The following is an 11,336-nucleotide window of genomic DNA, read 5'->3' on the forward strand; positions in this document are numbered from 1 at the left end:
ACTCCCTGAAAAAAGCTGTCCGTTAGGGGCTGAATGCTTTCATGTAGTGGCTGTATATTTTTTTGCAGTCACTAACTGCCAGCTTCGGTAAGGTCCTTATATAGAGCAATTTTGTACATATATATAAGGAAATGGAAGGGAAGAAAAAGCTGTCAGGTGATGAGAAATATGCCATCGCACAAGATCTTTATCTGGAAACAGACAAAACACAAAAAGAAATTGCCGGGATCGTGCATGTCACGGAAAAGACACTCGGAAAATGGAAAGCCGAGGGGGAATGGGATATGCTTAAAAGTGCTTCCACAGTTACGGCCAGAAAGATCATTGAAAACCTTTATAAAAAGGCACACGCCCTGAGCGAGGACCCTAAAAGCAAGCCTAATGATATCATCCAGATTGCCAACAGCATTGAAAAGCTGTCAAACAAAAAAGTAACCATCAGCCAGATCATCAATGTATTTAAGGACTTTACGACCTACGCTTTCACTCAGGATGCAGAACTGGCCAAGGACATCAACCTGCTGCAAAAAAAATACGTAGACTATAAAATCGGGGAAAAATAATGTCGGCTCCTACCATCACAAAAAGGGATTATAACGAGTGGCTGGAATTCTGTTCACAGGTCCAGAACAGCGCTTCGGTTGCATTTAACGACACGGAAGAGTTACAGAAATTAAGGATCAAAAAAGCGTTAATGGACTACAATTATTTTGTTAAAACGTATTTTGAAATCTACGCCGATGCCGACTGTGCCGACTTTCATATTGAGTTTGCCAATGCCTGCCTTGCTGATCCCAATTTCTTTGGAATTGCAGAATGGCCAAGGGAACACGCAAAATCTGTTCACCTGACTATTATTATACCTATGTGGCTCATTGCTCACGGTGCTTTAACGGGGATGCTCTTAATGGGTAAAAATGAGGATGACGCCTGTAACCTTTTGTCCGATATACAAGCTCAATTACAATATAATAAGCTCTTTGCCCATGATTTTGGAGAGCAGTATAATTTCGGGTCGTGGGAAAGTGGAGATTTTACAACAAAAGACGGAATCCGTTTTCTTGCATTCGGGCGTGACCAGTCCCCGCGTGGGGCAAGAGAAAACGAAAAACGTCCGAATTACGGAGTGGTGGATGATGTGGACGACGATGATATCGTCCATAATCCTAAGCGGGTGGATAAGGTGGTTAAAAAAATATTGGGTGCCATGTATTTTGCCCTGAGCATCAAAGGAGCCCGTTTTGCGATGGGTGGCAACCGTATCCACCATAATTCAATCCTTGCCAACATCGTGGGTGATACCAAACCCGGTGCTAAAAAAAGAGAAGGCATTTACCATTCCAAAGTTAAAGCCATTGAAAACGGAAAGCCGGCATGGTGGCAGCGGTATTCATTACAGGAGCTCCTGCGTAAAATCATGAAGGCGGGACCTGTTCTCGCCAAGCAGGAATTTTTTCATGAAACGGATATTGAAGGAAAAATCTTTAAAAACAAATATTTCCGTTTCGCAAAGCTTCCGCACCTCGCCAAAATGGATATCATTATCGGGTATTTTGACCCCAGCTTTGAAAACAGCCAGACCTCGGATTTTAAAGCCGTAGCGGTATGGGGACAGGACCGGTTTAAACGCTACTGTATTAAGAGGTTTACCCGTCGCTGTGAATTGGAGGATGTTTTCCAGTGGATGATCAAGGTAGAGAAAAACCTTCCGCCCGGTGTGGGGATTATCTGGTACATGGAAAAACAATTTTATACCCGGCCCGTAAAAAAAGCGCTCAGACGCGCCTGTAAAAAATACAAATACCCACTCAGTGTCTTAACGGACGAAAGGCAAAAGCCCAATAAATACACCCGTATGGTCAGGATGGAGCCGGAATATTCCTCCGGTAATGTGGTCTACAATGTAGAAGATGAAAACGACCCGGATATGGTGGAAGGCAATTTACAGGTCAAGGGAATAGAACCGGGGTACAATACCCCGGATGATGCGCCCGATGCCGACGAGGGAGCGTGGTTCTTCTTAGATCAGTTTATCGTGTCTGATTCTGAAGATTGGGAAGAAGATTCCCTCGGTATGGGAAAACATGAAAGAAATGAAGATAACGCTTATTAAAAATTTTTAACAATGCCTTTTTTAACTGAAACCGACTACGAAGTACAGATCCGCAACTGGATCAGGCAGATTATTATTCAAAGAAAAGAAGATGTCCAGCATCAGGCCGAACTGGCTGCGCAGGCGGAAATGGAAAGCTACCTGAGACAGCGGTACGATGTGGCCAGGATATTTTCCGCTACCGGAGCCGGTAGAAACGCGCTCATTATCCTCTATATGGTGGATATCGCCATTTATCACCTTCATGCTAACACGGCGGGAGATGTGATTCCTGAGATGCGGATCATTCGCTACAATGCCGCCAAAGACTGGTTAAAAGCCGTAGCCAAAGGTGAAATTTCACCGGACTTACCGGAAAAACCGGACGAAGGAGAAAACAGTGAAGGCGGAACAGGAAACCAGATTATTGAGTTTGGAAGCAACCCCAAATATTCAGAACGCTATTAATCCCCTTTAAACAGTATTTAAATGAAATTAAAAATATCATCAGTCGCCGATTTTTTAACCAATACTTTCGGCGGTGCAAGAGATAAAAACTATGAGCGAGCAGTCACCCAGATGGTGGATGCCATTAAACGACAGCGTACCTTATATAATAAAGAAATTAAAGACTGGAAACTCGCAAAAGCACTGGCAATGGACCCCATACTGCCACGCCGGAAAATGCTGGTTGATATTATGGAGGAAGTTCTGGACGATCCGTTTATTTATGGGCGCAGCGAAACCCGAAAACTCAGGGTTTCCAATAAATCTGCTGCGATTGTTGATAAGAAAGGGGAAATTAATGAAGAAAAAACCAATCTTATCCAAAAGCTATGGTTTAAAAACCTGATCAAATACACCCTTGACAGCATATACTTTAGTTATACCCTCATGTACCCGAAAGAGCTGGACGAAAACGGTTTTATCAAAAAACTTTCTTTTGTTTACCGGGATCATATCGTGCCGGAAACAACAGAGCTTCTTATAAACCCGTATGATTTACAGGGTGAAAATTTTACGGAAGGAAATCTTAAAAAGTGGACGCTGTGGGTGAATCATGAGCATTCAATCGGGATTTTAAATAAAACAATCCCGCTGTGGATTTTTAAAAAGCATTCATGGCAGAACTGGGACGAGTTCGAGGAAATGTTCGGAATCCCCATGCGTACCGCAAAAGTGGCTTCTACTGATCCGCGCGTTAAAAATGAGGTGGATAAATGGTTAAAGGATCTGGGTTCTGCCGGATGGGCCAGATTCCCGGAAGGGGTGGAAATTGATATCAAGGAATCCAACAGCCGCGACAGCTTTAATGTATTTAACGAGAAAAGAAAAGCCTGTAACGAAGAGCTGGCCAATCTTTTTGACGGGAATTCAGAAACGGCAAAAGATACCGGAAGCCGCGCCAAAACAGGGGAAATTATTAATGGAACCCAGAAGCTGATCACGATGGACGATGAAACCTTTGTCATGTTTTTTATCAATGACGATGTTTTGCCCTGGCTCCGCGGATTGGGTTATCCTTTTGATGAAACCGACACTTGTATCTGGAATGACAACGAAAAATTAACCCCAAAAGAAAGACTGGAAATTTTTAAGGGGGTTAAAGATTTGGGGTATAAAATCAAAAAGGAACAGATCGAAACGGAGCTGGATGTTGAAATTGTCGGGGAAGTCTCAGGCGGTGAAACACCACCGCCGGCAGCTCCAGAAAACCGTCACGTAAATTTTAATCCGGGGCTGGCTGCCCCGGCATACATCAATAATACTGTTTTCAGTTTACCAGAAAATGTCAGGGATATAACTCCTGCAGAAGAAAATTTTTTACGGCAACTGTATGAAAATCCCGGAACGATCAATTGGAGCTATAACGAATTTAAAGCATCACATACTCCGCTCATCAATGCCATAAAACAGGGTTTCGGAAAAATAGACTTTGACTTTAACAGAACCGACCACCGCAGGATGAGAGCCTGGATGAATAATATACACCGTTTTGGTGTGGATAAAACACAGGCGGAAGTATACGAACTCAACCAGATGTTGAAAGATCCGGAGGTTAAAAGTTTTAACGATTTCAGAAACAAGGCAAAATCCATATTTCCAAACTATAAAGAATTCTACCTTAAAACGGAATGGGATCACGCCAATGCCTCCTCCAATATGGCGGCGCGGTACCTTGAAATGATGGACGATGTAGAGATCGCCCCCTATTGGAGATTAAATGCCATTATTGATGATGGAACAACAGTGATCTGCCGGGGTCTGGACGGAAAAGTATTTGATAAAAAAGATCCGGATTCGTGGAAATTTCTACCCCCGCTGCATTGGAAATGCCGCACGGATGCAGAGGATATTTTTGATGATTACGACGGGGAAATTACCGGCTTTGAAGATGCAGTCAAAACAGACCCGGATGGTTGGGCCCGAATGCAAAAGCAGGGATTTGATGTCAACTGGGGCGATAGTGACGAAATTTTTACCCGCTCACAAAGTTACCTGAGAAAATTACCGCAAGATTCTACGCCAGTTGATGTGGACGATCTGGGAGTTACCGATTACGGGCTTGCAGAATGGGCAAAAGTCAAAAAAAATGCATACCCCGAAAAAGCTGTAACGATCAGGAGCCATATGGATAAAACCGGAATGGCAAGGGTAATCACTTCTGAAAATCTGCCGGTTTGGGTAGATGCTGAAGTTTCAAAGCTGGATGATATGCAGTTTACCCAGATCAGGGAAACGTTAATGAATCCGGATGAAGTCTACTGGAGTGATTCCGGCAAAGTTCCGCAAACGGTATTTCTAAGGTTTTATGAGGATGGGGCTCTTAAAGTGGCCACCGAATCTGTCAGGGTAATCAGCTCTGAATTGATCACCGATGCGGATACCGCGCGTAAAGGTCTGCTGGTGAATATTCCAAAAAATAAGACAAAACAATGAACGGTTTACAGTATGCTTTAGATTTAATTGACCGCACCTTCTCAGGAGGAATCAGCCGCGCAAGAAATGAAACGCGGGGGCTGGATAATGCTGTCAATTCGGCTAACAATGGTATCGGCAGGCTGCGCGGCACAGGACAAAATACCTTCAGCAGTCTGGCTCAATATGCCAAAACCGCCGGAATTGCTATTCTGGCGGCCTTATCGGTGGGTGCGGTGATCAATTTCGGGAAAGAAATCACCGGCATTACATCCAAATTTGAGGGGATGGAAAATGCCATTGTCTTTGCCTCCGGTCAGGAGGGGGCAAAAAACATGTCTTTTCTGGATACTACGATAAAAGACCTTAATCTCAATATGGAATCCTCCTATAAGGGATTCCAGACGTTAACAGGATCACTTAAAGGCACGGCGCTGGAAGGACAGGCTACCCGTGATATTTTTGAGGCCGTTGGAATAGCAGCCTCTGTGATGAACCTGTCAGCAGAACAAAGTGAGGGAGCATTTCTGGCACTTTCACAAATGGCTTCCAAAGGGAAAGTTTCGGCCGAAGAACTCAGGGGACAGTTAGGAGAAAGGATTCCGGGGGCACTGGGAATTGCCGCCCGCTCTATGGGAATGACACAGGCTCAGTTTAATGAAATGTTAGACAGCGGTAAAATTATGGCAGAGGATTTTTTGCCCAAATTTTCAAAAGAGTTAAAAAATACGTTTGAGGGCGGTCTGCCGGCAGCGATGAACTCTATGCAATCTGCTATTAACAGGCAGGAAAATGCATTAACACAGTTCAAGTTGAAAACCGGTGAAACATTCCGCCCCCTGATTATCGGGGTACTGGATGCCGGAAATTTCCTTTTTGGCTTTCTCTCTGATATGATGAACTATACTGAGCCGGTAAGAAATGCACTTTCAGGAGTGGCAGAAGCTTTCGGGCCAGTATTAAATGCCATTAAAAACAACGGTTTTATTCAGTTTTCAGGAGATGCCAATTTTGCAAAATTGGCAATGGAAGGTATCGCCGGGGTGATCAGGTTTTTAACCCCGCTTCTGGAATTGCTTTTCAAAATTATCGGCGGTGTGGAATCGGCATTTAACTATGTCCGTAAAGCTTTAATGGAAAATATTACAGCAATGTATGAGTCGGGAAATGTGGCTCAGTTTCTTTCTAATATTATAGGGGTTCTAACATGGGTTTGGGAGCTTGTGGCTCCGGCGATCAGTTATGCAGGCGAAATACTGGGTGTTGTGATCGGGGTCGTTTTTAAAGCGGTAGACGCAATTCTCGGCGTTATCAATGCTGTGTTGGAATGGGGCAAAAAAACAGTCTGGGTACAGCGGTTGTTACAGTCTTTTGTGGGGGTGGTTCATTCCGTATTCAAAAGCATTAAGGATATCGCGGTTAATATTTTAGGCGGTGTGGGAGATTTGCTGGTGGGAATATTTACTCTTGATACCGATAAAATAAAATCTGCACTTTCTAAAGGGTTTAATGCGGTAAAAGATACGGGATTGATGATTCCCAAAGCCATGAAAGGGGCGTATGAAGGCTGGAACAAAGAACTGGAAAAACCGATTAATAAGGCGGTTAAGATCACCACTCAAAATAAGGTAACAACTCCCGCCGGAGTTTATCCTTCTGCCGGTCTGGCTTCTCCGGGCGGAAAACCTTCTGCCGCTTTGGACCCCGCAAGAGGAAAAGATGTAAAAGGGAAAAAGGATAAATCCAGAAATTCCTTATCAGGAACCGGAACCGGTGGGGAAGGTAAAAAAATGATATTCAATATTCAGTCTTTTGTAAAGGAACTGACCATTCAAACAACTACTTTAAAAGAGAATCCGCAGGAGATCCGCAGGATATTGGAGCAGATATTTAATGAAATGATTGCAGACATAGAAATTAGAGCCAATGCGTAGAGCGAACAATGCCCAGGAGCTTGACAGGCTCCGTGCAAAATACAGGAATTTTAAAAGAACGGTCCCACAGAAAGCCGCAATTACAATGGTAAATTTTTTTAAACGGAATTTTAACGTGGGCGGCTTCGTTGATGTTCCTTTTCAGAGATGGAAAAAAAGCACCTATCCCGGAGCAAGAACCACAATGGTGCGCTCCGGGAATACACGCCGCGAAATCAAAAAAATACAGGTTTCCGAGTCGCGTGTAGTGGTGGGAATCGGCAACCATAACCATCACGCAAAAATCCATAATGAGGGCGGGAAAATCTTCATAACCCCGAAAATGAGAAGGTTCTTCTGGGCCAAATATAAGGAATCGGGAAAGGAGTACTGGAAATGGCTTGCCCTTACTAAAAAAACACATATTGAAATCCCGCAACGAAAATTTATCGGCGAATCAAAAGCGCTTGAAAAAACACTGGACCGTATGATCGTAGCAGAACTTAGAAAAATATTGGAATGAGCATAAAAGGAATTGTATTCAAAGAAATATCCGGCCATTTGGAAGCACAGGTGGAGGAACTGATCTATATTGATAAAGACCGTGGGCAGGTTGAAAAGGAGAACATTGTCATGGTGCCAAAACCTGCCATTTTAATCGCTTTTATGCGTTTTGAGTGGTCAGACATCGGGAACGGAATTAAAGAGGGAAAAGGAATCATTCGCGTACGTGTAATTTGTGAGAATTATGCGGAAAGTTACACCGGAAGTATAGACCAGGAGCAGGCACTGGCTTTCTTTGACCTGAATGAAAAAGTGGATGCTGCTCTGGAAGGGTTCAGCGGTACCCATTTCAGGGAAATGAAAAAGGTTTCTGACGAGGACGATCTGGATCATAATAACATTATAGTAACGGTTTATGAATATGAAACCACCATTATCGACGATACGAAGGCCAACTGTTCTAAAATGGTAAAGGTAGATGCGGAGCCGGTTGTTAAATATGTTACAAAAGAAAACCTGCCGGAAAGGCAGGTTAATATTCAGTCGGATTTTATCTTATAAAACTGATCAGTACAGTATATTGATCGTTACTGGAGAATAATAAACAAAGGTCATCCTTATAATTATCCTCGGTATAAAAATCCATGAATTTTTCCTGATCACTAATTAGTTCCGGTACAACAATAAGTCTAACAGCTTGTTTACTTTCTGCAAACTCTATCTCCGCTTCTTTTTTTTCTCTTAAAGCTTCATCAAAGGTCATTTGTATTTTTTTTAGTAATTAATCTTATTTATAATAATCTTTTGAAGTAGTGACTACAATTTTTGACTGGCCATTGGTTCCAACGGATAGCGCAGCCACATCAGATAAGAAACGGGTGGTAACAGTTTCTCCGGGTTTGATGTCCTTAAAGTTAATCGCACGGCTCCAGAAATTTACATAAAATTTGATAATATTTTCTGTATCGCCTAACAATTCTAATTTTGTAATGATTGGTTGCACATACCCCTTAGCCCTCTTTCCACTCCAATGTATATAAACAACCGCAGGTTTAGTATTTCCCGAAGTAATCTGTTCTACATACTTCCACTTTTGATTTAAAACGTCAAAATTTGTTTTATAACTTTCATCATCTACCAATCCTATTTTATAAAGTAAATCTGATACAGCTTGGAAATTATCACCTGCTTCAATATTGGTTATTAAGGTCTCATAATCATTTCCCGCAGCGGCATAAATGTCATCAGTGGTCAATGAAGTCTGAGAAAAAATTGTAATGGGGAACAATAAAAGGAATAATAATTTTTTCATAGGTTAAAGGTTTTTATAATGCCCTGTTCTTCTTATAATAAGCCAGATCGTTTCTTTTTCCAATGGAAGATACTCATCTGTTAATAATTCTAAAGCATAATTGCTGTCATAATGCTTTTTGTCTGTATAATAAGCGAAGCGCTTGCGAATTCGTTCGTTTCGCTTAATAATTTTGTCCTGTTTTGTTTGTTTTACTTCTGCCATAATTACAAAAATAGGAAGTAATCTCATTACGTGCAAGTTGGCGTTATTTCCGGCCAATATATTTATAATTCCCATAATAATCGTTAAGCAAATCTATTATTGAAATAATAATACTATCTAATATAATTAGGGCTTTTTTATCGCTTACTTCGCCATCATTCATTCTAATCGGATTAGGTGTTTTCATAACCTTCTCATATAGTAACCTCAATCCTACTTTTAGTTCTTTATATTCAGTCTCTCTTCCTATTTCCTTTATAATATTAATTAGCTGAAGATACATCCACCTCCTGTCATTTTTCTGCAATGCTTCCAAGTCATTTATATGTTTCAGATAATCCATTCTCAAAAGTAACTAAAATTTAGCATTATGAAATACCGTAAAAATACGGGGATTTTTATTTCAAAAAATCACTACATTTGACCCATAATTTTACGATAACACAAGCGTAAGCTATCATTTGGCTACAGAAAACTGCGAATCTTCTTTAATGCCCAGATCGATAGACTTACGCCCGTGCCTTCATACGGGTGCGGGCTGAGTCTTTCTGGCATTTGGTTCTTCGCAGTACCTCTGTAGCAGATTGATTTCGGTCCCGCACCTTTTGCATTTCCTGAAATTCTTAAGGTGTGAAAATTTGTAATAGAATAATAAAAATAAATACACTGCTAACCTTATGAAAAGACATGATTTATCAGGCTAAATAAGCCTACCGTAAAAACCCCATACTAAAAATGTGGTATTCCCTGATTTGTGATTTACCACTTACTTTTAAATTCACATCAAATTTCAAATGCGTATGAAAAAAACTTACTTCAGTGCACTTACCTTATGCACGTTAATTCATCTTTCTGCCCAACAGGTTCAATGGCAGAAAGACATCAGATCCAATACACAGGATTTTTTAAGCCAGGTTACTACAACCATTGACGGACAATATTTAATAACTGGAAGCAGTATTCAGAGTAGTAAGCTTCAGACAGAAGGCAGTAAGCAGAACAATGGCTATGATTTTCATTTGGTAAAACTTGACCAACAAGGGACAGAGGTCTGGGAGAAATATGTATCCGGGAATAATCATGATTATTTATCGGCAGCCGTTACCACTCAGGATGGAGGTAGTCTTATTGCAGGAACCAGCTATTCAGGTAAAGGCTTGGATAAAAAAGAAGATTCCAAAGGAGGTTCTGATATTTGGCTCATAAGACTTAATGAATTCGGGGACGAACTTTGGCAGAGAACCATTGGTACCCCGCAGGATGATGAAGCCAGATCAGTCATACAAACTACTGATCTCGGTTATATGATTGCCGGAAATATTCAAAACCCTAAAAATGGGTTAGGTTCCAAAGACGTCTGGATTGTAAGATTAGATAAAAACGGGAAAACAACCGGAGAAAATATTATAAGTGGTGTTGGTTTGGATGAAGTTGAGAAACTCATCCCTACGATGGACGGCGGAGCATTATTGGGAATTTATTCCCGAAGCGGAATTACTAAGTATAAAAGTAATGCTCCCGCCCCATCGGCAGCCAATGTTACTTCAAAAAATACAGAGAATTACGGTGAAGGAGATTACTGGATTATCAAACTTTCAAAAGAAGGAAAAGTAGAATGGGAAAAGAACTATGGAGGAAAAGGAGATGACCATATACGAACACTTTCTTTAACATCCTCCGGTTATTTAATTGGTGGAGAATCCAGATCCGAAAGGTCAGGGAATAAATCGGTAGGAATAGAAGAAGGAACTGATCTGTGGCTTATTTCCTTAAATGAAAAAGGTGAGGAACTTTGGCAGAAATCCTACAATTTTGGAAACAGGGATATTCTGATGGGAACCAGTGTCCTTCATTCAGCGGATGATAAATCTTCCAAAGGAATTCTTTTAGGAGGTTACACCCAGGCAGAAGGAAAGATACAGACTGATGATGAAACTTTTTGGATGCTCTACCTGAACCCAAGCGGGGAAGAACAATGGAGAAAGCATGTAAAAGGAGAATCCAGGAAAAGAGAGGAAAGACTATCTGATATAAAACTGAATAGAGACGGCTCTATCATTCTAGCTGGAACCAGTGCAGAAGAGCTTGGAAAAGAGAACTGGAAGATCGTAAAGTTAGGAGATAAGCAACTTGACCAGTTGATTGAAAAGCAGGACATCAAGATTTATCCGAATCCAGTTTCAGATTATGCTTATGTAGAAATAGGCTCCCAATTCAAGGAAGCTGATATTATGCTGTATGATATGGGAGGAAGGCAGCTACAGAGTTTGAAAACAAAGAATAAGGTGACTAAGATAAACACTCAGAATCTAATTCAGGGGGCTTATCTGGTGACGATAAAAACGGATAATAATAAAACGGCAAGTGCTAAACTAATAAAGAAATAATAAAC

The 11,336-nt window shown here is 41.3% G+C and carries 12 protein-coding genes; 8 read left to right on the forward strand and 4 right to left on the reverse strand.

Going from position 1 to position 11,336, the window contains the following annotated elements:
* The first annotated feature begins 131 nt into the window (after positions 1-131).
* From DRF61_RS05540 to DRF61_RS05570, 7 genes are read left to right on the forward strand one after another with little or no spacing between them, the layout of a single operon-like run.
* Positions 132-563 carry a phage terminase small subunit-related protein gene (locus tag DRF61_RS05540; RefSeq protein WP_111954873.1) on the forward strand — a complete coding sequence of 144 codons (432 nt, stop codon included), beginning with the start codon at positions 132-134 and terminating at the stop codon, positions 561-563.
* A complete protein-coding gene (locus DRF61_RS05545) occupies positions 563-2,113 on the forward strand; it encodes a hypothetical protein (RefSeq protein ID WP_111954875.1) in 1,551 nt (516 codons plus the stop codon). Before DRF61_RS05540 ends, DRF61_RS05545 begins: the two co-directional genes overlap by 1 nt.
* Positions 2,114-2,125: 12 nt before the next feature.
* Complete coding sequence (locus DRF61_RS05550; RefSeq protein ID WP_111954877.1) at positions 2,126-2,560, forward strand: phage protein Gp36 family protein; 435 nt, start codon at positions 2,126-2,128, stop codon at positions 2,558-2,560.
* A 21-nt stretch (positions 2,561-2,581) separates the two neighbouring features.
* Positions 2,582-5,032, forward strand: a complete 2,451-nt coding sequence (locus tag DRF61_RS05555; RefSeq protein ID WP_111954879.1) for a phage portal protein family protein — start codon at positions 2,582-2,584, stop codon at positions 5,030-5,032.
* Entirely contained in the window at positions 5,029-6,945 is a 1,917-nt protein-coding gene (locus DRF61_RS05560; RefSeq protein WP_111954881.1) for a tape measure protein, read from the forward strand. Before DRF61_RS05555 ends, DRF61_RS05560 begins: the two co-directional genes overlap by 4 nt.
* On the forward strand, positions 6,938-7,447 hold the full coding sequence (locus DRF61_RS05565; RefSeq protein ID WP_111954883.1) for a phage virion morphogenesis protein: 510 nt from the start codon (positions 6,938-6,940) through the stop codon (positions 7,445-7,447). Before DRF61_RS05560 ends, DRF61_RS05565 begins: the two co-directional genes overlap by 8 nt.
* Positions 7,444-7,989 carry a hypothetical protein gene (locus DRF61_RS05570; RefSeq protein ID WP_111954885.1) on the forward strand — a complete coding sequence of 182 codons (546 nt, stop codon included), beginning with the start codon at positions 7,444-7,446 and terminating at the stop codon, positions 7,987-7,989. Before DRF61_RS05565 ends, DRF61_RS05570 begins: the two co-directional genes overlap by 4 nt.
* Here DRF61_RS05570 and DRF61_RS05575 read toward each other — a convergent pair.
* From DRF61_RS05575 to DRF61_RS05590, 4 genes are read right to left on the reverse strand one after another with little or no spacing between them, the layout of a single operon-like run.
* Entirely contained in the window at positions 7,979-8,191 is a 213-nt protein-coding gene (locus DRF61_RS05575; RefSeq protein ID WP_111954887.1) for a hypothetical protein, read from the reverse strand. The two genes, DRF61_RS05570 and DRF61_RS05575, sit on opposite strands and share 11 nt — an antisense overlap.
* 24 nt (positions 8,192-8,215) lie before the next feature.
* The gene (locus DRF61_RS05580) at positions 8,216-8,740 is read right to left on the reverse strand and encodes a hypothetical protein (RefSeq protein ID WP_111954889.1); all 525 of its coding nucleotides are present in this window, start codon (positions 8,738-8,740) and stop codon (positions 8,216-8,218) included.
* Positions 8,741-8,743: 3 nt separating this feature from the next.
* Positions 8,744-9,019 (reverse strand): hypothetical protein, encoded by a 276-nt coding sequence (locus DRF61_RS05585; RefSeq protein ID WP_111954891.1) that lies wholly within the window; start codon positions 9,017-9,019, stop codon positions 8,744-8,746.
* Complete coding sequence (locus DRF61_RS05590) at positions 8,988-9,260, reverse strand: hypothetical protein (RefSeq protein ID WP_167409397.1); 273 nt, start codon at positions 9,258-9,260, stop codon at positions 8,988-8,990. Before DRF61_RS05590 ends, DRF61_RS05585 begins: the two co-directional genes overlap by 32 nt.
* A gap of 484 nt (positions 9,261-9,744) precedes the next feature.
* On the opposite strand from DRF61_RS05590, the gene DRF61_RS05595 reads away from it, so the two are divergent.
* Positions 9,745-11,331, forward strand: coding sequence for a T9SS type A sorting domain-containing protein (locus DRF61_RS05595; protein WP_111954895.1), 1,587 nt, complete (start codon positions 9,745-9,747; stop codon positions 11,329-11,331).
* The last annotated feature ends 5 nt before the right edge of the window (positions 11,332-11,336 follow it).

This window comes from Chryseobacterium lathyri (genome assembly GCF_003290185.1).
Lineage (GTDB): Bacteria > Bacteroidota > Bacteroidia > Flavobacteriales > Weeksellaceae > Chryseobacterium > Chryseobacterium lathyri.

Bases quoted from the DNA above. Each gene is read 5' to 3' on its own strand.
- DRF61_RS05540 (WP_111954873.1), top strand. From the start codon at position 132: ATGGAAGGGAAGAAAAAGCTGTCAGGTGATGAGAAATATGCCATCGCA.
- DRF61_RS05545 (WP_111954875.1), top strand. From the start codon at position 563: ATGTCGGCTCCTACCATCACAAAAAGGGATTATAACGAGTGGCTGGAA.
- DRF61_RS05550 (WP_111954877.1), top strand. From the start codon at position 2,126: ATGCCTTTTTTAACTGAAACCGACTACGAAGTACAGATCCGCAACTGG.
- DRF61_RS05555 (WP_111954879.1), top strand. From the start codon at position 2,582: ATGAAATTAAAAATATCATCAGTCGCCGATTTTTTAACCAATACTTTC.
- DRF61_RS05560 (WP_111954881.1), top strand. From the start codon at position 5,029: ATGAACGGTTTACAGTATGCTTTAGATTTAATTGACCGCACCTTCTCA.
- DRF61_RS05565 (WP_111954883.1), top strand. From the start codon at position 6,938: ATGCGTAGAGCGAACAATGCCCAGGAGCTTGACAGGCTCCGTGCAAAA.
- DRF61_RS05570 (WP_111954885.1), top strand. From the start codon at position 7,444: ATGAGCATAAAAGGAATTGTATTCAAAGAAATATCCGGCCATTTGGAA.
- DRF61_RS05575 (WP_111954887.1), bottom strand. From the start codon at position 8,191: ATGACCTTTGATGAAGCTTTAAGAGAAAAAAAAGAAGCGGAGATAGAG.
- DRF61_RS05580 (WP_111954889.1), bottom strand. From the start codon at position 8,740: ATGAAAAAATTATTATTCCTTTTATTGTTCCCCATTACAATTTTTTCT.
- DRF61_RS05585 (WP_111954891.1), bottom strand. From the start codon at position 9,019: ATGGGAATTATAAATATATTGGCCGGAAATAACGCCAACTTGCACGTA.
- DRF61_RS05595 (WP_111954895.1), top strand. From the start codon at position 9,745: ATGAAAAAAACTTACTTCAGTGCACTTACCTTATGCACGTTAATTCAT.